Below are 25,005 nucleotides of genomic sequence, written 5' to 3'. Positions count from 1 at the left end.
CAGGAAGGCGGGGGCTGAGAAGCAGGGAAGGCCGGCGGTTACACGCCGGTGCGGTTGTACTCATCGACGAGCGGATGGGCTGGCTCGGGCTCGATCCCCGCCTGGTGCATCTGTCGGGCCCACCGGTCCGTTGTCCAGGAGAAGGCCCGGACGACAGCCTCCAGGCGGGACATTCGTCCGCGAAGCTGCCCGTTCTCCTCGTCGACGCGGGTCACGGTCGCCTGCAGCACAGCGAAGTCTTGGGCTTTCGCCTGCGGTCCACTGCTGATGGCGGCCACGGCTTCGTTGGCGCGGGCGGTGGCCTGTGCTGCGCGGACTGTGGCGCGGGAGACGAACCATCCGCCGCCGCCGAGGATGCTGCCTGCGGCAGTGATGATCCCTGCCCACTCGCCGCCGTTCATGCGGCCTTGCCTCTCCGGGCGCGTCGCGGAGCTGGGGGGACCGAGTACTCGGGCACGCTCGACGCCCACAAGATGACCCCGACGTGCGAGGTGAGGTACCAGAGCGCGACGAATCCGCCGCGGGAGTAGTCGCCGTTGATCACGGCGACGGTGTAGGCGAACGCCCACACTGCGGGGGGAATGAGGGCTGCCAGGAAGCCGGCGCCGTCGCGGCCGACCTTGAGGAACGCGGACGCGCCGGTGACGATGCCGCAGACGATCCACAGCCAGGACCAGTGCCGCAGATCGCAGAGGCGGGTGAGGAGTTGCAGGCCGTGGTCCTCGGGCGGGTTGACGAGGAACGAGAGCCCCCAGCACGTTTTGCCGACACCGAGGATCAAGAGGAAGGCGCCGCGGCGGCCCAGCTTCTGTTGCAACCGCCGGGCCGCCGGGCCGACCACTAGACCGCCTTCGTCGGACCGCTGGCCGTAGCGGGCGCCGACGGGCTGGACGGGGTGACCTGCCCGCGGGTGATGAAGACGAGCAGCGCCAGGACGAGCGCGTTGAGGGAGCCGACGGTCTCGGGGGCGACGTCGTAGTGGAACGCGGCGAGGAGCGCCACGACCGCGGCGACGAGCCCGGTGAACGCGGACGGCACGACCGGGCGGGTCAGTGCGGCGGTGATCGCGGCGAAGACGGCGGAGATGACGGCGACGATCCCGCCCGCCTGCTCCGAGGTGAGACCGATCCCGAAGGTGACCAGCAGGGACAGGGCTGCGGAGACGATACCCAGGATGACGGCGGGTTCGCGGCCGAAGATTCTCATCTACTTCACCTTCTTGGAGAGGGCGGCGACCTCGGAGCGCAGCTGGGCGACCTGCTCGTACAGGCCGACGAGGAGGCTGATGGGCTGCCAGGTCGGGTTGGTGTCCTTGGTCGTGCTGGTCGAGGGGGCCTTGGCGTAGTCGCCGGTCCAGAACAGGTCGAAGGCTTCCTTCTTGTCCATGCTGTCGAGTTCTCCGCTCGTCGAGGGGGCTGCGGGTCGGGGGGCGCCCTTTTTGACCCACGCGTACAGGGGTTCGCCGGGGCAGGCGGTGGCGTAGCCGTCGCGGTGGCCCTTGATCTCGTCGCCTGCGCCGTGCTTGCGCATGTGGTCGATGCCGTCGCGGATCGCGGTGAGCATCGGGTCGTTGGGCTCGGTGAGGCCGGTGGAGCCGAGCAGGCCGAGGATCGCGTAGTGCGCCTGGTTGAGCGCCTGGTTGCCGTTGGCGCCGGTCCGCTTGCCGAGGCCACGCCCTTCGAGGAGGTAGCCGTGGGGGCAGGCGGCGTAGTTGTAGGCGACGTCGGAGTAGTTCTCGACCTTGTTCGCCAGGTGGGCGTTGCGGATGGACTTCCACAGGGCGAGGCAGGCGTCGTGGTCGGCGAGGAGCTTGGTGCTGACGTTGGTGCCCTCGTAGTGGACCTTGACGCCCTTGGTCGTGGCCTGGGTGGGCGCGGCGGAGGCGGGCCAGCCGAGCGCGGCGCGGGTGACGAGTTTCAAAGCGGTCCCCTATCTGGGCATGAAAAAAGCGCCCTAGGGGCGCGGGCTGTGGTGCGTGCGGTCAGCAGTTCGGGCACGGGCCGCCGTCCGGAACGGGACGGTGAACGAAGACGCCATTGAGGTACAGCGAGGTGGCGGGCACGCCCAAGTAGGCCGCGAGCTGGCCGGTGGGGCCGATGTTGAGCTTGCCTAGATACGCCCCGCCGGTCGCGGTCTTGGCGCCGATGTACAGGCTGCGGCCGATGTACTTCCCGTCGGGCGCGTCGGTCGGGACGTCGCTCCAGAAGCCTTCGGGTAGTGCGCCCAGCCAGACGGCCTGACGGACAGGGAAGTTGCCGCCGGTTGCGGGTTCGACGGCCCCACGGAAGGCGATGTGGCAGTCGTGTCCCGACCCCCCGAGGATTCCGTAGCTGACCGGCTCGATGGCTTTGAGGTTCGTTGCGAGGTCGAGGTCGGTCCAGGTGATGTGCGGCGCGGGCACGGTGGGCATGCTGGGTCCTTACGGGTCAGAGGCTGCAGAAGACGCCGTTGAAGGACACCCACGGCGGCTGGATGCGGGGGTTGGCGGTGGAGGTGGTGGTGCCGACGATCTGGATGCGCCCGTCCGTACCGATGTCGAGCTTCACGGAGAGGACGTCGCTGTTCGTGGTGGAGCAGGCGCCGGTCAAAGACCGCAGCGAGGTGGGCCGGGCGGCGGACGGCAGGGCGCTGTTGGTGACGAATCCGCCGTTGGCGATCGTCGACGGGGAGCCCGAGTAGGTGACGTTGACGCCGCCGCGAAGCATCAGCGTGTCCTCGCCGAACAGGTTGACGATCCGCCACTGCAGGTTGCCGTTCGAGTTGCCGTTGTGCGTGAACCCGGAGGCCAGGGAGACGGTCGTCCAGGCTTTCGTACCGGAGCCGACGACCACCCACGCGCTGCCGTCGTACACGGTGAGGAGATCGACGTCTTGCAGCCAGGCGGCCATGCCTTCGACCGGTGAGGTGATGGTGGCGCCGCGGGCGGACGCGGACGCGAACCGCATGATGCCCCGGGGGATCAGCCCGGTTGCGAGGTCGCTGATGGCTTTGGGGATGTCGGGGGCGTCGGTGAGGCTGGCCAGGCTGATGCCCTGCCCGTATGCGTCGGTGGTGGGCAAGGGTCCTCCTAGGCGAGCCGGTAGCGGCCCAGGACATCGAGCTGCAGGTATTTGGTGCCGGTGGTGGGCAGGGCGGGGTTGAAGTCGCCGAGCTGGATAGCGCCCGCCGTGGTGATGGTGATGACGCCGAAGTAGCCGATGGCGACCTGCGCCGGGGCCCTGACCTGGGCGGCCGGTGTGGCTGCGGCGGGCAGGTTGGCGACCGTGGTGCCGGAGGCGAGCGTCCCCGACATGGAGGCGAGCCCGCACAGCGACGCGGTGCCGTCACCCCACAGCCGATACGCCGGCGTGTAGTACGACGGGTTGGCGGTCCAGCCGCTGACGAGTGAGATGGGCGTCCATGCGGCGCCGTTTGAGGCGCGGCCCCAGGCGACGAGGTTGCCGTTGCCGGACTGGGTGACGATGGCGACGTCGCCGACGACGGGGCGGGCGTAGGTTTCCATGCAGCGCCAGACGAGGCCGTCTGCGGTGATGGTGCCGGTTCCGACGGCGGTGACGGTGGCGGTCCGCCAGTCGGATCCGCGCACAGACGGCGCCTGCTCCCCCGCGCGCTTTGCGGACAGCGTGAGCACCTCGGCTAGTTCGCCATCTCTCGCGTGCTCGGGTCTCACGAGTCCTCCTTGGCCGCGATCGTGGAGATGGCGAACTCGCCGCCTTCTTCCAGGGGCACGGTGAAGCTCGCGACTTGGTGGAGTTCGCGGGTGCCGTCGGGGTGGGAGACCCGGATGACGTCGCCCGGCTCCAATGCGGGGTTGACCAGGGAGGAGAAGTCGCCGCTCGCGTTGGGCGCTTTGGCTTTGGCGAGTTCGAGGGCGGCGGCTTGCCCGCAGGCGGCGTTGGTGAGCAGCGTGCTGGACGAGATCGTTTTGAGGCGGCGGCCGAATGGTCCGCCCCAGTAGGTGGGGCTGCCGGGGTCGCCGTCGACGACGAGCGCGGACACGGGTGGCACGTTGTCGGCGGTGTTCTCGCCGCGCGCCAGCACCCCGTTGTAGACGCCGTCGCTGCTCATGGCCCGGTTGCCGGAGATGTACACACCGCCCTCTGTCGCCTCCACGGCCCAGACGGGCGGGGTGGTGAGCAGGTCGGGGAGCTGGCTGATGACGAAGACGCCGTCGGCGTTGCTGTAGACCTCGGCCCCGGCGGCGGCTGCGATCTCTTGGGCTCCGGCCCATGGGTCGGCGTCGACGTCGAAGGCGCGGCTGCCGATGGGGGCGTCGGTGATGGTGGAGATGACGTCGGCGTCGGGGAGGCTGCGCTGGATGAGGGCGCGGATGGCGCCGACGATGGTCCCGGACGCCGTGTACGGGACATAGAAGTGGTCGTCGGCGACGGCGGCTTCGAGGGCCTTCCCTTGCAGGTTGACGGGGCCTTCGCTGATGTCTCCGTCGACGGAGTCGAGCCGGAACACTCCGAGCGGCACCAGCTCTGTGCTGCCGTCGCCGTAGTCGACGCCGCGGGCGATGCGCAGCCGGGCCCCGTAGGTGGCGAGCATGTCGGCGGCGGTCTGCGGGATGAGGCTGGGGTCGGCGCAGGTGACGGTGCAGGTGCGGCGGATCGCCTGACCTCGGTCGACAACGACGGAGCCGCCGGTGTGGTCCAGGTCGACGACCTGCCCGTTTGTGAGGAAGAGCTGCACGCTGGTGACGGGGCGGTGGCCTTCGGCGAGGCGAGGCAAGAACCGGTCGGAGACGGGATACAACGCATCACCCCGTTCTGCGGTCCAGGAGCAGGGCCTCGCTGGTGGCGTACACGGGCAGAAGGTCGGCGCAGGTCGGGAACTCTGCGCGCACGTCCTGCCAGGTGCGGCCACCGGACCCGTTGACCCCGGTGGTGATCGGCCGGTCTGCTTCGATGAGCGGCAGTTTCCAGTCCCGCCACTGTTCCTGGGCGCGTTGGGCGATGCGGCTTTCGGTGATCTGGCCGACGGTGACGTACATGTCGTCGACGCCCATGCCGGGTACGGCCTGCCAGAGCAGGACGTTGCCGGAGTCGAGGAGCAGGTGGAGGGCTTCGCGTTCGGCGTCGGAGCGGGTCCAGACGGCGAGATCCCCTTCGAGTCCGTTGCGCCGCCCGGACAGCGTGACCTTGTTGCGGCGGCCCCGGACGACGAACGTGGACTGCTCGATGGGCCGCGACCATTCCGGGGCCGTCTGCACCACGACCTTGAGGTTCCGCTGCGGATTCCCGGGGTCTTTGATCCACGCCTCGTTGATGTCTGCGAGGAGCAGCATCACCGGCACGGACCAGCGTGTGCCGGTCGATCCTGTCGCCGAGACAGTCTCTACGTAGTAGCGGATCTCCGTGTTCAGTGGCGCCTCGTGGTCCTCGACGATCATCAGGTCGGAGGTGACGACCTGCTTGTTGATCAACCCCGAGGCGCCTCGGACGAGGATGCGGGAACTGTCAGGCATCTGCCGGTAGACGCTGACCGTGCCACCCGTGGGTAGCTCCCGCAGGGTTAGCGTGATGTAGCCGTCGTCATTGTGGGCCTGCACGGCGCTTAGCGGCAGCGTCGGCCAGAGCGCAACGGCGTCCACGTGCAGGATTGCCCCTGCGGACGTCGCCGTGACCGTCACCTCTACGGCGGCCTGGGTGGCGTTCGCAGGCGGAGTGACGTCGGTGAACAGTGCGTACCAGCCGGATCCAGGCAAGGCGTAGGTGTACGCCGTGCTGGCGCCGAGGTCGACATTGGAGGCGTCGTAGTAGCGGACCCGCACCCCGACCGGCCCCCATGTACCGGAGGCGATGTGCGCGTAGATCTGCGCCCGCCAGCCCTGGCCGCTTGCGCTGCCGGTGAGCGGGTAGCGGCCAGATCGGGCAACGCTGGCAGTGGCCGTGGAGGAGCTGATCGCGAGCGCGTAGAACCCTTCCGCGCCGGTTCCCCACGGTGTAGTACGCGCCAGCGTCGCCACTCCGGATGCGGTGGCCCACTGGCCGACGCCCTGCTCGAACGATGCGTCCGAGTAAGGCAGAACGGTGCCCGCCTGCATCACGGGGGCGACGGTGAGAACGACCGTCTCGATGCGCAGGATCTGTCCGGCAGAGGCGCTGTCGATGCCGACGGCGATGGACGCGGTGACGGCGTTACTGGGCGCCTTCGCGGACGCCCGCTGCCGGTAAAGACCCGTTCCTGGGGGTGCGAGAGTTGACCGTGTCGCCTGGATCTGGCTGTTGCCTGCGTCGTAGAACCGCAGCTCGATCCATGTGTTGCTGCCGGTGGTGGGTGGCCCGAGGTAAGCGTAGGCCAAGTATTCGACGCCCGGTGTGACGGTGGGCCGTTCGACTGTTCCGGCGCTCATGTTGCCTGCGGCGACGGCGGTTGCGGTGAGGACGTGGCCGCCCGCCAGGTAGAAGTCGACGGCCCAGCTGAGGGCGGGCGCTGAGCGGGAGATGGTGGCGTTGGCGAGCGAGGTCCAACCGGATGCGTCGATTTCCGAGGACTCGGTGCCGAACCCGAGCAGGTTGCCCAGCGTGCGGATTGGCAGCCCCAGGTAGCAGTTTTCCCAGTAGTGGGAGACCGACGCCCCGGCTTCGGTCGAGGACAGCACCACTTGGGCCTTCGCCGCGTTGGCGGGTGCTGCCCCGGCCACGCTGACCCGGTGCCACGACGAGGAAGCCGTAGCAGTGGTCAGCGACCACATAATGCTGATCTCGGCCCCGAGTGCGTTGAGCCAGCGGATCCCGATGCGCTCCCCGACGTTCGCAGAGGAGGCGTCCGCGAACGTCTGGTACACCGTGCCCGCGATCACCGGATAGGAGGTGACGGTGCGGACCTGCATCTCCCCCGCCGCCACCGAGGCGACCGCGAGACAGCCGTCACCGTTCCGTCCGCCGCCACCCAAGCCGATCGTGCAGTTGAGCTTGCTCACCCACCCGCTGGTGTTGGGGTCAACGCGCTCCGTCGTCGCTGAGAGGAGGTTTCCGGGGATCGGCATGAAGCCTCCTCTCAGCGCGCACGAAGCCTCTGGACGAGCCGCGCCTGGCTTTCCTGGACGACGGACTGGGCCTCGCCCCGGACCCGGCCAAGGAACTCGCCGCTGTCCAGGTAGAGATCGCCTTCAAAGCGCTGTGGCCCGCTGGCCCCGCCGCTGCGGGCGAGCGTGTCCCACTGCGTGTTCGTCAGCACCGGCTCAGGCTTGCCGGTGCCGTTGTAGACCATGGACAGGCCCTCGGGCAGGTAGCCGCCGGAGTCGTACCAGTGCGGGCTGCGGCTCTGCCACTTCGCCCACGCCCGCGCCGGACTCCCGTAGTCCGGGCGGCCCTTGATGTAGCCGAGACCCCACCTGATCTGCGTCGCCGCGTTCGTCCGCCAGTCCGAACCGGCCGACGCCATCTTCGACGCGGGGAGGCTCTGCGGAATGCCGTAAGCCCCGGAGCTGGGGTTCGTGGCGTTCCAGCGCCAGCCCGACTCGTGCTGCCACAGCTGCTTCAGCGGCCCGAACTGAGACGGGCCCCAGCCGTAGCGGGACAGGATCGACTTCGCGTACTTCTGTGCGGCGCCGACCGCCTGCACGTTGCCGCCGCCCGCGCCGCCACCCGTCAGGTAGCGCATCGGGTCGACCGCACGACCGTTGAGACGCGCCTCCAAGTGGAGGTGCGGCCCGGTGACGTTGCCGGTCGCGCCAACGCGGCCGATGGTCTTCCCCTGCGAAACGGCCTGGTTGAGGCCGACGAGGATCTTCGACATGTGCGCGTACAGGGACGACAAGCCCCCGCCGTGGTTGATCGTCAGATGCTTGCCGTAAGGCCCGCCGGTGCCGACGCTCGACACCGTGCCCGCCGCCACCGCGTGGATGGGCGTGCCCGTCCGGGCCGGGAAGTCCAGGCCGGTGTGATGCCCGGAGGACCACATCGACCCGGCCTGCCCAAACGGCGTCCCATAGGCGACGTTGACGGGCTTCGCCCAGATCCCGCCGCCCGCAGACGACGCCGACGCGCCCCTCGCGTCCGCCTTGTCGGCGTACCCGAAGATCGCGTCGACGATCCGCATCGGAATCCCCTTGGCCATGCGGCCGAACGGATTGTCGAGACCAGGGATCTTGCTGATGAGCGGGTTGACGACGTTCCGCACGCCTGCCCGCGCCGAGTCGGCCAAGGTGTCCTTGAGCCACTTGGCCCCGGCCTTCACCTTGTCCCAGGCGCCACTCCCCCAGCCGGCGAGCTTGTTCTTAGCCTTGCCGACCCAGCTGAAGATGCCGCCGTCCTTGAACGCGGGCAGGCCGAGCGCCTTCTGCACGCCGGGCACGCCGCCGCCGCGTGCGGCAGCGTTCATCGTGTTGACGTAGCCGGGGCCGACCGCGCGCGTCCACTCGGGGCGCATGACGGCTTCACCGCCGGACAGGGCAGCGAGGTGCACGTCCTTGCCTGGGGTGTAGCCGGGGAGGACGCCGCCGGTGTTCCAGCCGGAGATGTCCATCTTGTTGATCTTCTTGGCGCCGAACGCCGTAGCGATCTTGTTCCAGACGGGGACGATGCCCCGGTTGTAGACCGTGTTGATGATGAAACGGACGGGGGTCTTGGCGATCCCGGACAGCTTGTCCCACGCCTTTTTGATCATCTTGCGTGCGGACTCGAAGCTGTCGGCGACCTTACCCACAGCCGACTTCAGCGAATTGAACACCGGGCGGATCACGTGCTCCCACGCCCAGCTGATCGCGTCCCGGATCTTCTTCCAGACCGGCTTGACGACCTTGTCGTACAGCCAGCGGAAGACGCCGCCGAGTACGCTGATCGCCGTCTTCACGTAGCCGAAGTACGGCTTGACGATGTTGTTCCACCACCACGTGATGATGTTGGCGATCTTGTGGAAGACCGGAGACAACACCTTCTGCCACAGCCACGTCGCCACCGACGCGACCCGCTTCCACATCGCCACGACATACCCGAAGTAGGGCTTGATGACGTTCGACCACAGCCAGACGCAGATGTCGCCGATCCATGTGAAGACCGGCTTCAGCACCTTCTCCCACAGCCACAGCGACGCCGTCTTGATCCCATTCCAGGCGGCGAGTACGAGATTCCGAAACCAGGGGAATTTGTTGAAGGCGTAGATCCCGAAGGCAACCAGCGCGATCAGTGCGGTGATGACGAGCTGGATCGGGTTCGCCCGCATGGCCAGGTTGAGCGCCCACTGCACGATCGTCCACACGCGCATGGCGACGATCAGCAGCCAGATGCCCTGCACCATCCACGGCGCATGCGTGGCGATAATGTTGATCGCCTCGGCCATGCCGCCGAGCAGCATCAGCAGCGGCCCCGACAGCGGCGACAGTGCCTGGCTGATCGACATGAAGGCGCCGCCGATCTGCCCCAGCGCGTGGGCCAGCTTCGGCCCCATCTCCGCGCTGTACGACAGGAACCGCTCGAACTCCGGCGAGCCCTTGAGCCCGGTGCCCCAGTTCGCAAACCGGCCCGTGATCCGCTGCATCCGCTCGGAGATCGAGTCCATGTGCGGCAGAAAGGCCTGAATGATGCCGCCCATGCCCTTGAAGATCCGGCCGAAGGAGATCCCCAGCCCGGTGATCGCGGGCCCGACCGAGCCCTGCAGGTCGGCCTTGAACTCCTGCCACCACGGCGACTTGAAGCCCCGCGACACCCGATCCTGCAGACCGGAAATGGCGTCCGCTGCTGCCGTCACGAACGGCGTCAGGCCGGGCAGTGACCGCCGCAGACCGTCGATCGCCCGCGTGAACAGCGGCATCACCTGTGGCTGCAACGAGCGCGACCATGCCGTGAACGCAGTCCGGAGGTTCACGAACGCGTTGAACGTGCCCCTCGCCGACGGCGTCAGCTTCGCCAACGCCTGCTGGTACTTGGCCTGCGCGGCCGCAGCCTGATCCACGCCCCCGGCCGCCTGCTGCGACGCGGAGGCAATCTGTCGTTGAGCCGATGTGATCGAGTCCGCGCCCGACTGCTGCGCCTGCACCACACGCTCCTGCGCGCGGGCGATGCTTTCGGCGCCCTGCCGCTGGGTTTCGGCGACGTTCTTCTGCGCCTCGGACAGCTTGGTCTGGGCGTCGGCGATCGCCCGGGTGTTCTCGATCTGCGTCTTTGCGGTGGCGTCCTGGGCCTTCTTCAGTGCGGCCGTCTTGTCGACCACGTCCTGCTGCGCCGACGCGAGCTGCTGCTGGGCCGCCTTGACGGTCGCCGACCCGTCGACCCCGGCCTTGTTCGCCTTCGCCGTGTCAGCCTGCAGCCGCTGCGTCTCGACGCGCTGCTCCTTGAGCCGCTGAACCGCCTGGTCGTACTGGAGGACGGCCTTCTGCTTGTCCAGGTCGGAGGCCGAGCTGTTGAGCACCTTGTCGCGCTGGATCGCCGCTTCCTTCAGCGCGATCTCGGCGTCCCGCTGCGACAACTGCGCGTCCGCCAGCTGGTTGTTCATGTCCTGCAACTGCCGGGACGCCTCCGCACGGGCAGCCGTCAGATCCAGCTGAGCCTGCCGGGCCGACTTCTGCGACTGGGCGAGGTCGCGCTCGGCCTGGTCGACCTGTTCGTTGGCCTGCGTCATCCGGTCCGCGGCCTGCGCATACGCGTCCGCCAGCGAAGTCCGGGCGGACTTCACCTGTGAGGCGGCCTGTGCGTTCGCCTGCGCCGCCTGCCGCACCGCGTCCCCGACCGCACGCTCAGCATCCGCGATCTGCCGGGCCGCATTCCGGCGGGCCGTCGCCAGCGACTGCTGCGCCGACGCCATCTGCAACGCCTTAGACGCCGCCCGGTTGTTCGCCGCGGCACCGTTGCTCGTCGCCGACGTCGCCGCATCCTGGGCGGCCTTCTGCGCCTGCAGAGCCCCGCCAATGTCCTTGATTGCAGGAAGGGCGACCGCGCCGATCGACGCGATACCCACACCGGCAGCGACACCGGCCGCGGCGATAGCGCCCAGGCCAGCGGCCACGATCGGCAGCGCCGGGATGATCGTCGGGCCGAAAGCGAGGGCGGTCGTGATGAGCAGCGACATGCCGGAGACGGCTTTGCTGGTGTCGACATCAACGTTCGCCGTCATGCCGTCCAAGGCCCGCACCTGCGCGGTGAACGCCGCCAGCTGCGCGGAGGCGGCGCCGGCGTCGACGCGGACCGCGATGTCGGCGTCCTCCGTCGACAGGCGGGCGAGACGGGCCTGGATCTGCGAAATCTGGGCTATGGCATCGCCTGCCGAGATGTCGATGCCGATCCGCTGGTCGCTGAGCGCGGCGAGTCGGGCCCGCAGGCTGGCGATCTCCGCCTGGGCCGGGGACGTGTCCGCGCCGATGTTGACGTTCGGCAGGGACGCCTGAGCCTGCTGGACGGCGGCCCGCAGCCGGGTGCCGATCTGTCCGTCCGTCTCCACCCGGATCCGGGCAGGGTCAGCGGTGAGCTCGTCGACCTGTGCCTGCACCGCCTGCAGTTGGGCGATGGCCCGCGCTGTGTCGGCGCGGACCGTCACGTTCGGGTGCGCGGTGCCCAGGCGACGGAGTCGCTCCTCAATGTCGGCGGCCTCGGCACGCGCCGCTTCGGCGGACACGTCGATGCCGATCGTCTTGTTGGAGAGGGTTTCCATGCGGGCCCGAAGCCGGGCCAGGTCCGCGTCGACGCCCGTGTCCGACAGGGACACGTTGAGCTTCGGCATGGACCGGAACGCTTCTTGGAGCTTGGTTCGCAGGGACCGGGCGAACGCACCGCCCGTGTCCGCGCCCTGCCGGGTTGCCGCAGGACGGGCCGCCTGGCCGCCCTGCCGGATGCCGTCGCCGATCCCGTCGCGGATTGCCCCGGTGATGCGGACGGCGATCTGCCGTCCGATCTGTGTGCCGACGCGCTCCCCGATCGAGTCGGAGATCGACGACGTCATCGCCGGACCGAACGCCTCACCCGCCGCATTACCCGCAGACCGTCCGGCCTGCGTCGCCGCGGCGACGAGGTCTTGGGTGAGCTTGCGGTGGATGCCCCGCGTGTTGGGGACAACATCGACTTCGACGGATCCGACAGAGATGGCTGGCACAGGGAGTCTCCTCCCTGCGCGCTACGCGGCTTCCGGGTTGAGCAGCCGGAACAGGACGTCGGCCTGCTGCTCGGTCATCTGCTGCTTGGGTTTCACGGCGCGGCTTCCGGGGCGGCGCATCGGCTCGGGGGGCCGGGGGCGCCTCGACTTCCCGTCCGAGTTGGCGGCGATCAGCACGTGCTGCACCACGCCCAGCCGGTCATAGACGGCCGCCAGCAGCTGCTCCTGCTGCGACCAGCGGCCCCGCTCCGGCTCGCCCTTCTCCGCCTGCTCCGCGAACTCCTCGTCCGTCAGGGCGTTGCGCATGGCGGTCATCGTGCGGGACTCCGGCGGCAGACCCTCGATCAGCACCCGTAGCCGCCGCCAGGAGAGGCGCCCGCGGTGCAGGTCGAGCAGGTCAACGCGGGGCAGGAGATCGTCCTCTAGCTCCTCCGCGAAGCGTTCCCAGACCTCGAACGCCCACCGGACTTTCCCATCGAGTCCCCGGCCGCCGTGGCCGCGTCCTCGGTGAACTTCGCGAAGGAGTCCTGGTCCGGGTCGAGCTCCTCGTAGATTTCGAAGTCGTCCTCGTGGAGAACCAGCTCCATGAAGCCGTCGAGGTCGCCGGTGCGCAGGCAGCGCATCGCTGAGGCCCGCCACTTGTTCGGCGGGACGACCCGGACGTCCTTGGTGACGCCGTCGAATCCGGCGAGCGGCACGGTGACGTAGCCGCCGTCGAGCTCGGCCTCAGCCTCCTGTGCGTGCGCGGCGTCGCGGGCGGCGTCGAGTTCCTTCTTCGTCGTGGGCATGGCGCGGGACTCCTTCAGTCAGGGCGCGGGACAGGGGTAGAGGTGGGCGGGCCGGGCCCGCGCCGGCTGGCTATACCAGCCCGCCCACCAGTTCAGGAGCCCGAGTAGGTGGGCGTGGCGGGCAGCTTGTCGCAGTGGTAGACGGTGTTGCCCTGCTCGTCCGGGTAGGTGGTGATCGTCCACTCGTAGCCGGACATTTCGTCCTGCTTGAACGTGACGTCGGAGCGGTCGTTGATCTCGCCCTGGGGGACGTAGAAGCCCTTGTAGCTGCTTCCGTCGATGACGAGGAACCAGAACGCCCTGCGGTCCGGGACGGGCGAGGCGGTCTCCGCGTACTCGGTGAGGCCGTCCTCGTTGGGCTCCAGGTCACCGGCGGTGAGCCGGTACTGGAGGGACTGGACGGCGACTCGGGAGGTCTCCCACACCGTCAGGCCGAACGTGCGCACGGACTTGGTGATCTGTGTGCGGAACGGGCTGGTGAGACCCCAGGGCGTGAACTCCTGGCTGTCCTCGTCGAAGCCGTAGGTGAGGCCGTCGTCGCTGATCGCGCCGAGCGGCTCCCACGGGGCGGCGGGCTGGGCGAGCGGGGACGCAGGGCGGGCTGTGCCCACCGGGGCCACGAAACCGCCGCCGTTCGCGCCGACCAGGGCGAGGTCCGCAGCGCGGGTGATGTTGACCATGAACAGTCTCCAGACATGGAAGAGCCCGCGCTCGGGCGGGTGGAGGGTCCGGCGCGGGCCCAGGCCGGTCAGGAGACCGGGTGGAAGAAGAGTTCGTAGGTGGCGCCAACGCGGCGCAGACCGGTGTTCTCGTAGGGGCGGATCGCGGGCAGCGTGACTGCGCCAATCCGCCCGAACACGGCTGCAGCCGTTGTGGAGCCGCGGAGTTCGCCGGTCAGCCAGGCGTGCACCCGGCCTGCGAGGTCGAACGCGTTGGCCCGGGTGGCGGCGTAGATGTTGACGTCGACGAGCGCGCGGGCCAGCCGCAGCCCGTCGTCCTCACCGCCCGGGATCTGCTCGATCTGAATCGTCGGCAGTTCGGCGAGGAGATCGTTGTCGAGCTCGTCACGGACCACAGCCTCCGGGAAACGGGGGGTCGCGGCGCCGATCAGAGCGGCTTCGATGTCGACGAGGACGGTCACTGGTTCCGCCCGCCCAACTGGGCGGCCCGCAGCAGCACGTGGTGGGCGGGCACCTTGTCGGTGCCGTACTCCACCCAGCGCGCGTAGTAGGCGGTGTTCCGCACGTAGGCGACGGCGCGGTCCTTGCGGCGCCCGCCGCGCTTCGTGCTGCTCGTCTCCCACGACGCCTTGTAGTGGCCGGGGTGCGGGCCGTGCTCATCGACCGGGGAGATCGCGACAGCTATCCCTTTGATGATCTCGGCGCGGCGCAGCATCTCCGCCTGCATGCTCGACATGCGGAGCATTCGGCCGATCCCCTTTCGGTTCGCCTTGAACCGTGCTCCCATATCCACCTCCAGAAACTCGAACCACAGGGGGCGGACATGGAAGTACGAGGCGTGCAGGGCAGCGTCAGCTTCGACGGGGAATGGATCACCATCACGAAGACGCCCATTGGGCCGAAACCCGCACCCTTCCGGATCCGGGCAGCCGACGTCACCGGCACCCGGTTCAAAAAGGCGACCCGGCTCATGCACGGCTACATCCAATTCCTGCTCCCCGGAGCCGTCGCCGCCGGCGAGAAGAGCGGGCTCATGCAGGGCGGTCGCCCGCCGGCCTCCGACCCGCACAGCCTGTCCATCCCGCACAAGAGCAACGACGAGGCGGAGAAGCTGGTCGCCGCGGTCGAGCAGGCGCGGGGCTAGCCGGTCACCCGGTCCGCCGCGAACTGGATCGGCCCGCGGGTGCCGGTGAACGGGGAGCGTCCCCAGTCGCCGGGCTCGCCCGTGATGTCGCAGACGACGCCGCGAATCCGGGCCCGGTCGGTGGTGCGCACCGGCTTCCCGGCGGGTGTGTACACGGTCCATCCGACGATGACGGTGTCCCGGGCCTGCTGCTGGTCGCCGCCCACCTGCGGCGCCTGGGAGCGCGGGGTGACGACGCAGCCGGTCAGGTCGAACGACTCGTCCGGCCCTGGCAGCGGCTGGCCGCGGGCATCCCGCAGCACCCTGCCGTCCGGGCCCCGCGGCGGTTCCCCTGTGCGCAGGATCCGCACCGTCTCCCCATACGGGTAGGGGGCGGGCATCAGTGATACCCCCAGCCGGGCTCGTACTCGTCGGCGAACCCGAGATCGTCGATCGGCCAGGTCGGGGACGGGTCTGCCGTCTCCGGCGTCGGATCGACGGTGAACGCCCCGCCGCGGCCCGCCAACGACTTCAGGGCGCTCTTGTCGGACTTGGTCAGGTACAGGCCGCCCGACCCTTGGGGGCGTTGCACCGACATGGGGCCGATCGTCTCGTAAGAGACCTGCTGCGGATTCACGTAGGCGCGCCCGGCCACCGACAGAACCACGGCCTCCGCACCCTCAGGCAGCGGCTTGACGACCGTCTGGCAGAGACCTGCCGCAGTCGTGATGAGCAGTTCCGCGCGCTCGACCTCAATCTCCCCGAGACCGAGATACAGGCCGAGCTGCTCTGCGGTAGGAGGAACGAACACGGCGACCCCTCCTAGCTGTTGAGGCCCTCGATCGCACTGCACCAGGCGGTCAGGTCGGCCGCCGGATCGAGCTCGGCGCTACGGGCCTTCGCCCGCTTCGACGCCAGCCGGTACTCAGCCGGGGCCAGCAGCTTGCGCAGGACCGCCTCGTAGCCGTCGACATCATTGCGGTCGACGAAAATCCCGGCCTCGCCCAGCGACTCGCACAGCCCCGGCGTCGGGTGGGCCACGACGGGAATGCCGCTGGCCATGGCCTCGGCGCCCGCCCGCCCCCACGACTCGTAGGAGCTGGGCATAAGCAGCACCCGCGTGCGGGCGTACACCTGCTCGCGCATGTCCTCGCCGCGCACGTGCTCGAGCACCTGGACGTTCGGCAGATCCGGGAGGATCTGCTCCCCGTAGGCGCCGGCGACCGCAAGGAACTGCTGCTCCGGCATCCGGCGGGCCAGCGCCTCCAGGACCCGGCCGCCCTTGGCCTCGTTGCAGTTGATCAGCGTGATGGCCTTGCCGGGCTTCGTCGCGTACTCGTCGGCGAACACCGGCGGGCGCACGATCAGCGACGATGCGGGGCGCACCGACTGCGGGTACTCGGCGAAGAAGAGCTCCGCCTCCCGCTCCATCCACTGCGAGTTGTAGACCGCCAGCGCGGTCCCGCCAGATGCCATGTCGCGGAACGTCGGCCGGTGCGTGTTGTGGCAGACCACGACCAGCTTGCCGCCGTAGCCGCGGGCCATCGACGCCGTCGACGGCACCGTCTCCAGATGCGCGACCAGCACATCCGCCCGCTTCACAGCGAGCGTGTAGTCCAGCCGCGACTCCAGCGGCACCACCTTGATGCCGCGATACTCGTACACGTCGTGCGCCCGGCCGTAGCGGGACAGCCACACGGACACGTCGTGACCGCGCTCCACCAGCGGACGCAGCATCGACACGAGCATGTGCTCGGCGCCGGCGTTGTGCTCCGGAGGGAACGCATGGAATCGGGCGACGATCTTCAGGGGCTTGGCTGCCCCGCCCGGCGCGGACATCGGGACAGCCGTCGCCATCAGGAACCCGAAGGGGTGCCGGTGAACTTCACGAACGCGTCCGCGTCACCCATCACGAAGCCGTAGTAGGCCTCCGCGAGGATCAGGACGAGGTTCTCCTGGAACGCCGAGTGCACGCCGCCGTCCTCATCCACGTAGGTGGCCTCGTTGGAGATCCGCACGGTGATGTCCATGCCGACGCCATACGCGGCCTGCGACCAGTCGCCGCCGAGCGCGCGCAGCCCGGAGTCCGTGGACGCCGACTGGCGGCGCTGCTTGCCCGACACGCTGCGCGAGTAGGCGAGCGGCTCGCCGATCAGCGTGCCCGCCGACGCCATGTTCGTGCCCGGCGTCTGCGTGTCCACCAGGATCGGGCGGCCCGTCGTGTCGGTGGCCAGCAGCAGCTTCGGCTTCAGCCGGTGGTCGGCGACCGTTCCGGTGTAGTCGTAATCCTCGTCGACGACGAGGTCCATGCCCTTGACCAGGTCGGCCCAGATGCCGCCCTGGCCCTGCGCCGTCGTGCCCAGCGCGACCGACTGCGAGGTCATCGCCAGGTACTCGGTGAACGGTCCGGTGGCGCCCTTCATCGTCTTGCCGTGGATCGCCGCGTGGTCGAAGGCCCGCGCGAACGCGGTGGGCAGGTCGTTCTGCAGTTGCTGGTAGAGGCCCGCCGTGTTCGTGCGGGCGACCTCCATCGCCACCGGGATGAGCACGGCCAGCTTCTTCGCCGTCATGTGCTTGACGTCGATGCCGCCGGTCGACAGCGGCTTCTTCTGTCCCTGGCCGACCCAGTCGGCGGTCGGCACGTCCATCGGGATCGGCACCGACGTGGTGGCGTCCAGGGCCAGCGGCGCCTGACGGGCCAGGGCCATGACCGCGGACTGCTCCTGGCTCTTCTCGAAGATCGGGGCGGTGATGGTCCGCGGGAGGAGTTCCTCGGGCAGAGCGGACGTGGTGATCGGGGCCGTAGCCACCATGATTTACCTCTTTCAGCGGCTAGGGAGCCGCGAACTCAGCCACCCGGCGAACTCTGCCTCCGGGCTGGGGGCCTGCTTCTTGTTGGCGCCGGACGCCTGTGTGCGATCCGGTGCGGGACGCCGCGGGCCCTCCTGGGGCTGGGTTTTCGCCCAGTGCGGCTTGCGCTCCAGGAGCGCGTCGAGGTCTGCCCTGATGGCCGCCTCGTCGATGTCGCCGTCAGAGTCGATGTACGAGTCGAGATCCAGCGCGCCGACCGCATCTTCCGGGTCCGCGAAGCCGGACATGGCCAGCGCCTGCACCTGGGAGCGGGCGAGCCGCTGACGCGTCTTGGTGATCTGCTCGTTGGCGCGGGCCAGCTGGTCGTTGAGACGGTCCGTGTCGGACTTCTCCGCGTCCTTGCGCTTCTGCAGCTCGGCAAGCAGGGGCTCCTGCTCCTTGAGTCGCTTGCGGAGGTTCGCCGCCTCGCTGTTCTTCTTGCGCAGCTCGGCCTCGAACTTCTTCCGGTCGAACGGCTGCTCCTCGCTACCGGAGTCCGCCTCCTGGGCGTCGTCCTGCTGCTCGGTGCTGCTCGCCTCCTCGGTGCCCGTCTCCTCGACGGTCTCCTCAGTGCCGGTGTCCTGCTGCTGCTCGCTGGTCTCGGTCTCTTCGGGCATGACGAATCGGCCCTCCAGGGGCTGTGAAAAGGGAAAGGCGCCACCAGGGCGACCTCGTTGATCAGATAGATCCGGGGAGCGGGTTGGAGTCGTGCTCCGCCAGCGCAGCCCGGAAGCGCTTGAGCTGGCCGCCCGGGAACGGAGCGGCGTACTCCTGGTAGATGCGCGCCCACTCGGCTGCCTGCGGGGACAGCTCGAATCGCTGCCCAGCAAAGACCGGAGTGGCCAGGCAGTGGCAGCCGTCATGGGCACGGAAGCCAACCGTGTCCTGGGAGAACACGCTGCCCCTGCTGGCGAGAAGCTTGCAGAAGGCGCACGCACCCAGCGCCGCCGTCCGCGCCCACGCCGTCGCCTGCGGATCCTGCCGCACCGCCTCCACGACGGTGTCCCGGCCCGTATCGGCGACCAGCTTCTGCACGACCAGTTCAGCCTTCTTCTCCGCCTGCTCCAGGCGGAAATCGATGGGCTGCCGTTGCGCCGGCGTGGCCTGCTCGGGCTCGCGCTCCCACACGTCCTTCGCGGCCCACCGCAGCGAAGCCTCCGTCTTCTCCGCAGGGGGCGGGTCCTCAACGGGCACCGTGAACGAGCCCGGCACTCTGGCCGCCTCCCGCTGCGCGTCATAGAACTCGGCGCCGAGCGCAGCCGAAGTCCGCGCGTACTGGTCCACGACCGCCTGCATGGCTGCGAACCAGTCCGGCATCGTCTGCCGCAGCCGCGACGGAATGATCAACCGTCGCAGGCCGCGCACATCCCGCAGCAGCAACCGCGTCAGGCCACGTTGCGCCGCCCGATACCGCCGCGGATCGCGGCCGTCATCAGAAACCGTCGTCGCCACCGTCGACCCCCGCCACATCTGGCAGGCTGCTGGTCTGCTGCTCGTTGACCGCAGCAAGCCGGTCCAGCAGCCCGCCGCCGGTTGCCGCCGCGCTCGACCTGCGACGGTCGGCGGCGATCCGCTGCCGCTGCGCCTCCGTGAACCCGGCCATCTCCAGGGTCACGTCGGAGTCGGCGGGCAAAACCCCGGCCTGCACGAGTTTCACCGTCGCATCGACCTGGGCGGCGACGGTTGGTGTCGCTGGATTACGCCACACCGTTTCAATGCGGCGCGCCTTGTCGGGCGGCTCACCGTCACGAACCCACAGGGCGAGGCGCATGGCCTGCTGCCAGGAGGTGCCGAAGCGGCGGATCCGCCGCTCGCTGCGCTTGACGAGCTTGGCCTCGGTGGAACGGATGGCGTCCGCGGAGGCCGGGTTGTCGGTGGTGTACCCGAGCATGTGGGGCGGCAGGCCGAACTGTGCCGACATGATCCGCGCGTACAGGTCGATGATCCTCGTCATGGCCGTTGGGTCATGTGCCGCGAACTGGCCGACCTGCGGGACGTTGCCGTCCTCATCCCGCTCCAACGCAAGGACGCGGCCGATGTACGTCTCCCACGCAGACTTTGCAGTACCGTCCGCGTCCTGGAACGCCGATTCGGAGGCTCCGAGAATGTAGCGCTGCGGCGCCCCGAAAAACTCGGCCGCCACCTCCATGCCCATCAGCCGGCGGCACGCCGCATCGGTGATCGACATGATCTCCGGGGTGATCTCCGACTTCCCGACCCGGTCCGCAGTCCGCTGCCGGTTCGCCAACCGCACTACCGGCACAACCCCGAGGTTGTGCATGTCGCGGTCGACGACCTCCCAGCCGCCGTTATCCGACGGCACGGCCATCACCGTCTGATCCGGCAGGTACAGCACCAGCATCCGCTGCTCAGGATCCGCGTCGATGAACGTGTCCGCCGCGCACTCCCGCAGCGCCGCCGTCCCCATCCGCAGACGGGCATCCCACAGCAGCGTCATATCCAGCGGCGACTCCGCTGTGATCAGCGGCGGGCAGTCGTCGGTCCCGCAGCCACCCGATCCGACCGCCAGGTACTCGCGGCCGTACACCAGCGCATCCAGATGGGCCAGCGACGCCTCGTCGAACAGGTCGTTAGCGTCGGCGATCTCCTTCAACTCCGACGAATCCGCCCCGTCCGCCCATCGGAACGCCTCCAAGTCGAGGCGCTCCTCCAAGGACTCGACACCGACCCGCGGCCAGCCGATGACCGTATGGAGACCCTTGAGCTGCGGCGGGATCGAGATCCCAAGGTCGCGCACCAGCTGCTCGCCGTTGAAGTAGGCGTCACGCAGTTGCAGCGCCCACCGATCCTGCATCATGTCCGCGCGCAGCAACTGGATCAGCGCCAGCTCGTCATCCGACAGATGCACCAGCGGAAGCTCGGGGATGGAGACGGTCACCGCAGCACCACCACCCGTCCGCTCTTGCCGGTCTTCTTGCGGCCGAGACCCTTGGCCATCGCATCGACACGCGCCTGCCAGGCCAAGACCGCGGCGACCGCGGCATCGATCTTCCTGGGACTGTCCGGATGCTCTTTCATGATCTGTATGCCGCTGCGCGACTCCCGACGCCGGGCGTTCAGAATGTGTCTCATCAGTACGCTCGACCCGTCGTGCGAGAGCTCCCCGTCCACCACGCTTGAGCGGAACTTCTCCAGCGCCCGCACGATGTGGAAGGACCGGCCGCCCGTCATCCACCACTCAATCGGATGCTGTGTGGACGCCTTCAGCTTGAGCCGGCGGCCGTGGTCCGCCTCCCATTTCGCGACGTGCGACTCCCAGCGCGCAGGGTCCGCGTACATGCCGACGACCTTGTAGTCGCGGAACGCCTCCTCGACCGCCGCGAGCACCTCCACCGTCGGCACCTGCCAGTCCTGGCCGAACGGTCCATCCGGCTGCTCCCAGCAACCCACCAGGAACAGGTGCCCGTCCGAGACGCGGCAGCCCACCAGGGCGGTGGCGTCGGTGACGCCACGGTTCCGGCGCCGCGATCCGTCGAAGCCCAGCACGATCTCCTCGCCGCGGCCGACGCCCTTGTCCGGCGCGGCGACGCCCGCCCATTCGGGCTGTGAGATCCACGAGTCGGAGGCGTGTGTGATCTGGTTGAGGAAGTCGGCGCGGGATGTCTGCGGGTCGGTGGCCGGGTCCCAGATCGTCGCCACAATCGTGTCCAAGTCGACGTGCCCGCCGTTGCGGTCCGCGGAGTTCCCGTAGGTGTAGGCGAGTCCCGCCAGCAACGAGTCCCGGTCCGTCAGATCAGTCTCGGGCGGCGCTTCGCGGTGGTCGTAATACAAGCCGTCATCTCGGGCCCTGCCCTCACGGATCTTTGCCCAGAAGGCAGCCGACTCCTCCGCCACCGAGCCCTCGCCTGGGATGTAGGCGTTCGGGGATTCGATCGTCGTACCGCCAACCTTCGCCGCGTTGATCCGCATCGTCTCCGCCAGGCGCAGCCCGTTGTTCGAGCGCACCCACTCCTCGGTCTGGTCCAGCACGGCGAAGACTGGCTTGTTGCCCTTCACCGTGCGGGCCGACGACGTGATCGGCTCAATGCGACCTCGCGGCAGATTCACGAAGCTATCCAGCGGCTCCAGGCCCGGATACTCGTCCAGCACCGGGCCTTGCAGCATCTCCAGCAGCGGCGCCCACGTGTTCTTCGTCTGCGTCTCAGACACCGCCGCGATCTGAACCAGCGGCGTCCGAACCTCGGACCAGGGCTTGCCCACCGGCTGCCCGTCGGCATCCCAGCCATCGGGGACAACCGGCCCCAGCGCCTCGACGATCGCCAGCGCCGCCAGGAACGGGCTCTTACCCCAGCCGCGCGGCCGGCTGATGACCCCACGCCGGAAGCGGCGCTTGCCCGTGTGCGGGTTGATCTCGTAGTAGCGGAGAACGAAATCCTCCTGCTCCGGGTACAGCACGAAGGGCTCGTACTCGCCGCGGTCTGGCGCCGCCAGCATCTCCGAGATCCAGTCGATGACCTCGAAACCCAGGGAGGGAACAGCCCCGGGCTCTGGCGGCTTCCATGGCATGTCAGCCCCCCGACGCCTCCTCAGGGGGCGGCAGCGCCCGCAGGACGCCCCGCCGCTCCCTCGCCGACCGGCCGCCCTCGGGCCGCTTGCTGTCCGCTTCATCTGCCTGCGCGAACTGCATCCTCAGCCGTGCGCGGTCTTCCGGGGTCGCCCCGAACTTCGCCACACGCAGTCGCAATTCGGCAGCCGCCGACATCTCCCCCGACCACAGCCGGGCGTGCACTACCGCCGTGTCCAGAAGGAAGTCCCAGTCCGTGCTGCTGAAATGCTCGGCCTGCGGGGACGCCTTCCACATCTCCCACCAGTCCAGCGTCCGCGCCGGCCACGCGTACTCGACAAGCTCGCCGTCCTTCATCACCGACAGCGTCGGGAGCTCGGGCGGCTCGGCCTGCTCGAAGCGCAGGACCGTCTGTGCAATCGGGTCCTTGTTGCCTCGCGCCCGGCGGGAGGGGTCCTTGGGTTGCGGGCCACGACCTGCCAAGGAGGCCACCTCCCCCCAAGATCCAAAGTCCCCAGACCCGTCCTCAGCCCTAGCGCGTAAACGGCCCCGATCCCTAAAAGATCATGATCATGGGATAACCCCCCAGATGATCATGGTTATTCGATCTTGAAAAACTTCAGTTTGATCATGAAATTTGGGTCTTACTGATCTTGGAAAACCATGATCCACAGAGCCGCTTCGATCTTGGTCAAGAGGCCTCATTGATCTTCAAGCTTTGATCAACATCAAGTCGATCAACCTCAACGATCGACACTTGACGATCACAGACGCGATCACCGTGAGCCGCAGCCAACCGACCGACCGCATCACCCTGCCTGCCAGCCGGCCGACCACTCCCCCATGCCGGTGCCCCTACCCGTACCGGTAGGCGGTGACGTCCAGCGTCTGCCCTGCCGCAACGAGGAGGCTCGCGGTGACGGTGACCGTCAGCCCTGCGGCTGTCTGGGTTCCCGCCTTGACCTTGACTGTCGCCTTGCCGATCAGTCCTGCGCTCGGTGCGATGTCGACGTCGTAGCTGGCGCTCGGCATCGGCAGCGACCACGTGATCGCCTGGTCGTAGCTCGCACCCAACGCGATCAACGGCAGCTGCGGAACGCTTCGCCTGATCGCAACCGTCTTCGCCTTCAGGGCTGTGACATCGGCTTCGACTGATGTCGTCCTCGATGCGACCGCGGCTGTCGCCGTGCTGGCCTGGTCCGCCTTGACCCTGATCGTGTCAGCTGCGGCCTGTGCTGCCGTCGCTGCGGCTGCCGCCTGGTCGGCCACGGTCTTGGCCGCGCCCGCGGTACTGGTGGCTGTGGTCGCCTTGGTCGCCGCGTCCTGTGCCGTCGTCTGGGCTGAGGCTGCGCTGGTCTTGGCGGTGGCGGCGTCCGCTGCCGCCTGCCCGGCGGCTGTCTGCGCGGAGACGGCCGTCGTCTTCGCGGTGGCCGCCTCGCTGGCCGCGACGCCGGCCGTGCTCTGCGCCTGGCCTGCCTGGGCGAGTGCCTGCGTCGCGGTGTCGCTGGCGCCGGTCGCGGTGGTGTTGGCCTGCTGTGCGAGGGCTGCTGCATCCTGCGCCGCCCCGAGGGCGCGTCCGGCTTTCTCGTAGGCGCCTTGGGCTTGGACGCCTGCCGAGTCGGCGTCGGCCTGCACGTCGGCGATCAGCGACCGGAGCGCGGCGATCTCGGTGCTGGCCTGGTCGATGAGCTGTTGCAGCCGCGCGTGTTCGACCCCGGCGTTCTGCCGGATGGGCTCCAACTGGGCGGCGATGTCGGCGAGGGTGGCGAGCCGTGTCGCCATCTCGGCGGCCTGCGCTTCCTGTTCGGCTTTCTGTGCGGCGAGCCGCTGGGCGACCTCAGCATTGTCGGCAAGCGCCGCGCTGGCGACGGTGTCGACCATGGCTTTGGTGGCGGCGTCGGGGACTTTCGGGGTGTAGGTCTGCCGTCTCATGTCCTGGTCACCGACACTTTCGGCGTCCCGGCCGAGATGAGTTTGACGATGGTGGGGCCAGCTGTGGGCGGCTGGACTTGCGCGGAGCTGATGGAGGCGGGGATGACGCGGGATGCGCGCCCTTCGACTTGTGGGGTGCTGCCGTCGACGGTGAAGTAGATGGCGGCTGCTCCGTCGTGGGAGAGGATTTCGACTTCGTTGACGTCGTCGGGGAACTGGACGGTGTCGACCTGGCCTGCGACGAGGGTGATGCCGTGGATGCCCCACTCGCCGTCAGCAACGGAGTAGGTGGTCATCGGCGTCCGCCACGCATGGCCTTCGCGTGCTGGCTGGTCCACATGCCTGTCGCAGCCTTATGCCTCAAGGCGCAATAGCCGCGAGCGCGACTTCCCATGAACTTCGACACGGATCGGACACATCGGTTGAAATCTCCCGGCGTCCCCCATTTGATCTTGGCCGCACCCTGGCCCGTCGTCCAGTAGTTCCGCAGCGTCTGGGCGTTGCCTCGGTTCCGTCGTCCGCCTCGTCCTTTGCTGGCCACAGTGGATCACTCCTTCTGCGGCGCGGGCCCATCTGGCTCCTGGTCTTCGTCTACCCGCTCGACGATGACGCCAAGTCCAGCGGGTATGGCGTATGCGGGTCCGTGCTGGTCAGTGAAGATGGCCCAGTTGCCGCTGAAGGTGAGGGCGAGGTCGTCGTCGATGCGGAAGTCGTCGCGGCCCTGCCCGCCCGGGAACTGGATGAGGAAGCGCGGCACGGTCACCGCCCTCTGTCGGCGAGCATCCCGGGAGATGGCACGGCTGGGGCGGTGAGGTCTCTTGAGAGTGTGTGGCCGTGCGGCGGGTGATTGGCGATGAAGATGCAGCGCCATAGCCCGTCGGCGCTCGTCGTGACGTGCAGGCATCGAAGCGGGGTGGCGCGTGCGATCTTGACGGTGAGGTTCCAGCCGGGCCAGATGCGCATGCTGATCACCTCAGTCCTGGGTGGGGTTCCTGTGGGCGAGTCCGTCCGGGTCTCGGGTTGGCCCGCTGTGCCTCGTTGCCTTCGCGACTGGACTTCTGATCGTGGCAGGGCCCG

At 68.7% G+C, this 25,005-nt stretch carries 29 protein-coding genes; 1 reads left to right on the top strand and 28 read right to left on the bottom strand.

Features of this window, described 5'->3' with window-relative positions; translation table 11 throughout:
* Nucleotides 1-38: 38 nt before the first annotated feature.
* The 15 genes from C1N81_RS39970 to C1N81_RS39900 all read right to left on the bottom strand — a co-directional run bounded on the left by C1N81_RS39970 (nucleotide 39) and on the right by C1N81_RS39900 (nucleotide 14,234).
* Complete coding sequence (locus C1N81_RS39970; protein WP_394436313.1) at nucleotides 39-401, bottom strand: hypothetical protein; 363 nt, start codon at nucleotides 399-401, stop codon at nucleotides 39-41.
* Nucleotides 398-841 (bottom strand): hypothetical protein, encoded by a 444-nt coding sequence (locus tag C1N81_RS39965; protein WP_394436312.1) that lies wholly within the window; start codon nucleotides 839-841, stop codon nucleotides 398-400. The genes C1N81_RS39970 and C1N81_RS39965 overlap by 4 nt, the downstream gene beginning before the upstream one ends.
* Nucleotides 841-1,206, bottom strand: a complete 366-nt coding sequence (locus tag C1N81_RS39960; protein ID WP_394436311.1) for a hypothetical protein — start codon at nucleotides 1,204-1,206, stop codon at nucleotides 841-843. The genes C1N81_RS39965 and C1N81_RS39960 overlap by 1 nt, the downstream gene beginning before the upstream one ends.
* A complete protein-coding gene (locus C1N81_RS39955; RefSeq protein ID WP_394436310.1) occupies nucleotides 1,207-1,920 on the bottom strand; it encodes a peptidoglycan recognition protein family protein in 714 nt (237 codons plus the stop codon).
* A gap of 61 nt (nucleotides 1,921-1,981) precedes the next feature.
* Nucleotides 1,982-2,410 (bottom strand): hypothetical protein, encoded by a 429-nt coding sequence (locus C1N81_RS39950; RefSeq protein WP_394436309.1) that lies wholly within the window; start codon nucleotides 2,408-2,410, stop codon nucleotides 1,982-1,984.
* 16 nt (nucleotides 2,411-2,426) lie between these two features.
* Nucleotides 2,427-3,059 carry a hypothetical protein gene (locus C1N81_RS39945; protein ID WP_394436308.1) on the bottom strand — a complete coding sequence of 211 codons (633 nt, stop codon included), beginning with the start codon at nucleotides 3,057-3,059 and terminating at the stop codon, nucleotides 2,427-2,429.
* An 8-nt stretch (nucleotides 3,060-3,067) separates the two neighbouring features.
* Nucleotides 3,068-3,670, bottom strand: coding sequence for a hypothetical protein (locus tag C1N81_RS39940; protein ID WP_394436307.1), 603 nt, complete (start codon nucleotides 3,668-3,670; stop codon nucleotides 3,068-3,070).
* Nucleotides 3,667-4,758 carry a DUF5047 domain-containing protein gene (locus C1N81_RS39935; RefSeq protein WP_394436306.1) on the bottom strand — a complete coding sequence of 364 codons (1,092 nt, stop codon included), beginning with the start codon at nucleotides 4,756-4,758 and terminating at the stop codon, nucleotides 3,667-3,669. Before C1N81_RS39935 ends, C1N81_RS39940 begins: the two co-directional genes overlap by 4 nt.
* A gap of 4 nt (nucleotides 4,759-4,762) precedes the next feature.
* Complete coding sequence (locus C1N81_RS39930; RefSeq protein ID WP_394436305.1) at nucleotides 4,763-6,994, bottom strand: hypothetical protein; 2,232 nt, start codon at nucleotides 6,992-6,994, stop codon at nucleotides 4,763-4,765.
* 11 nt (nucleotides 6,995-7,005) lie between these two features.
* Nucleotides 7,006-12,030: an aggregation-promoting factor C-terminal-like domain-containing protein gene (locus C1N81_RS39925; RefSeq protein ID WP_394436304.1), complete on the bottom strand. Its 5,025-nt coding sequence runs from the start codon at nucleotides 12,028-12,030 to the stop codon at nucleotides 7,006-7,008.
* A gap of 21 nt (nucleotides 12,031-12,051) precedes the next feature.
* Nucleotides 12,052-12,336, bottom strand: coding sequence for a hypothetical protein (locus C1N81_RS39920; RefSeq protein WP_394436303.1), 285 nt, complete (start codon nucleotides 12,334-12,336; stop codon nucleotides 12,052-12,054).
* A 116-nt stretch (nucleotides 12,337-12,452) separates the two neighbouring features.
* Nucleotides 12,453-12,818, bottom strand: a complete 366-nt coding sequence (locus C1N81_RS39915; RefSeq protein ID WP_394436302.1) for a hypothetical protein — start codon at nucleotides 12,816-12,818, stop codon at nucleotides 12,453-12,455.
* A gap of 92 nt (nucleotides 12,819-12,910) precedes the next feature.
* A complete protein-coding gene (locus C1N81_RS39910) occupies nucleotides 12,911-13,498 on the bottom strand; it encodes a phage tail tube protein (protein WP_394436301.1) in 588 nt (195 codons plus the stop codon).
* Nucleotides 13,499-13,566: 68 nt separating this feature from the next.
* Complete coding sequence (locus C1N81_RS39905) at nucleotides 13,567-13,959, bottom strand: hypothetical protein (RefSeq protein WP_394436300.1); 393 nt, start codon at nucleotides 13,957-13,959, stop codon at nucleotides 13,567-13,569.
* Nucleotides 13,956-14,234, bottom strand: a complete 279-nt coding sequence (locus C1N81_RS39900; RefSeq protein WP_394436299.1) for an HK97 gp10 family phage protein — start codon at nucleotides 14,232-14,234, stop codon at nucleotides 13,956-13,958. Before C1N81_RS39900 ends, C1N81_RS39905 begins: the two co-directional genes overlap by 4 nt.
* Nucleotides 14,235-14,321: 87 nt before the next feature.
* Between C1N81_RS39900 and C1N81_RS39895 the strand changes: the two genes are divergently transcribed.
* Nucleotides 14,322-14,642, top strand: a complete 321-nt coding sequence (locus C1N81_RS39895; protein WP_394436298.1) for a DUF4429 domain-containing protein — start codon at nucleotides 14,322-14,324, stop codon at nucleotides 14,640-14,642.
* Here C1N81_RS39895 and C1N81_RS39890 read toward each other — a convergent pair.
* The 13 genes from C1N81_RS39890 to C1N81_RS39830 all read right to left on the bottom strand — a co-directional run bounded on the left by C1N81_RS39890 (nucleotide 14,639) and on the right by C1N81_RS39830 (nucleotide 24,891).
* A complete protein-coding gene (locus tag C1N81_RS39890; protein ID WP_394436297.1) occupies nucleotides 14,639-15,022 on the bottom strand; it encodes a hypothetical protein in 384 nt (127 codons plus the stop codon). The two genes, C1N81_RS39895 and C1N81_RS39890, sit on opposite strands and share 4 nt — an antisense overlap.
* Nucleotides 15,022-15,432 (bottom strand): hypothetical protein, encoded by a 411-nt coding sequence (locus C1N81_RS39885; RefSeq protein WP_394436296.1) that lies wholly within the window; start codon nucleotides 15,430-15,432, stop codon nucleotides 15,022-15,024. The genes C1N81_RS39890 and C1N81_RS39885 overlap by 1 nt, the downstream gene beginning before the upstream one ends.
* 11 nt (nucleotides 15,433-15,443) lie before the next feature.
* Nucleotides 15,444-16,478, bottom strand: coding sequence for a glycosyltransferase family 4 protein (locus C1N81_RS39880; RefSeq protein ID WP_394436295.1), 1,035 nt, complete (start codon nucleotides 16,476-16,478; stop codon nucleotides 15,444-15,446).
* Nucleotides 16,478-17,434, bottom strand: a complete 957-nt coding sequence (locus C1N81_RS39875) for a phage major capsid protein (RefSeq protein ID WP_394436294.1) — start codon at nucleotides 17,432-17,434, stop codon at nucleotides 16,478-16,480. The genes C1N81_RS39880 and C1N81_RS39875 overlap by 1 nt, the downstream gene beginning before the upstream one ends.
* A gap of 12 nt (nucleotides 17,435-17,446) precedes the next feature.
* Nucleotides 17,447-18,088, bottom strand: a complete 642-nt coding sequence (locus tag C1N81_RS39870) for a hypothetical protein (protein WP_394436293.1) — start codon at nucleotides 18,086-18,088, stop codon at nucleotides 17,447-17,449.
* A gap of 61 nt (nucleotides 18,089-18,149) precedes the next feature.
* A complete protein-coding gene (locus C1N81_RS39865) occupies nucleotides 18,150-18,923 on the bottom strand; it encodes a VG15 protein (protein WP_394436292.1) in 774 nt (257 codons plus the stop codon).
* Nucleotides 18,904-20,370 (bottom strand): phage portal protein, encoded by a 1,467-nt coding sequence (locus tag C1N81_RS39860; protein ID WP_394436291.1) that lies wholly within the window; start codon nucleotides 20,368-20,370, stop codon nucleotides 18,904-18,906. Before C1N81_RS39860 ends, C1N81_RS39865 begins: the two co-directional genes overlap by 20 nt.
* Nucleotides 20,367-21,998: a terminase gene (locus C1N81_RS39855; protein ID WP_394436290.1), complete on the bottom strand. Its 1,632-nt coding sequence runs from the start codon at nucleotides 21,996-21,998 to the stop codon at nucleotides 20,367-20,369. The genes C1N81_RS39860 and C1N81_RS39855 overlap by 4 nt, the downstream gene beginning before the upstream one ends.
* A gap of 1 nt (nucleotide 21,999) precedes the next feature.
* The gene (locus tag C1N81_RS39850; RefSeq protein WP_309054527.1) at nucleotides 22,000-22,479 is read right to left on the bottom strand and encodes a phage terminase small subunit; all 480 of its coding nucleotides are present in this window, start codon (nucleotides 22,477-22,479) and stop codon (nucleotides 22,000-22,002) included.
* Nucleotides 22,480-22,851: 372 nt separating this feature from the next.
* The gene (locus tag C1N81_RS39845) at nucleotides 22,852-23,928 is read right to left on the bottom strand and encodes a hypothetical protein (RefSeq protein WP_394436289.1); all 1,077 of its coding nucleotides are present in this window, start codon (nucleotides 23,926-23,928) and stop codon (nucleotides 22,852-22,854) included.
* Entirely contained in the window at nucleotides 23,925-24,224 is a 300-nt protein-coding gene (locus tag C1N81_RS39840; RefSeq protein WP_394436288.1) for a hypothetical protein, read from the bottom strand. The genes C1N81_RS39845 and C1N81_RS39840 overlap by 4 nt, the downstream gene beginning before the upstream one ends.
* A 251-nt stretch (nucleotides 24,225-24,475) precedes the next feature.
* Nucleotides 24,476-24,691 carry a hypothetical protein gene (locus tag C1N81_RS39835; protein ID WP_394436287.1) on the bottom strand — a complete coding sequence of 72 codons (216 nt, stop codon included), beginning with the start codon at nucleotides 24,689-24,691 and terminating at the stop codon, nucleotides 24,476-24,478.
* On the bottom strand, nucleotides 24,688-24,891 hold the full coding sequence (locus C1N81_RS39830; RefSeq protein ID WP_394436286.1) for a hypothetical protein: 204 nt from the start codon (nucleotides 24,889-24,891) through the stop codon (nucleotides 24,688-24,690). The genes C1N81_RS39835 and C1N81_RS39830 overlap by 4 nt, the downstream gene beginning before the upstream one ends.
* Nucleotides 24,892-25,005 lie beyond the last annotated feature (114 nt).

Source organism: Streptomyces sp. SGAir0957, assembly GCF_043523415.1.
Note: the sequence above shows the minus strand (reverse complement) of the source record. Positions and strands in the feature narration are given on the sequence as shown.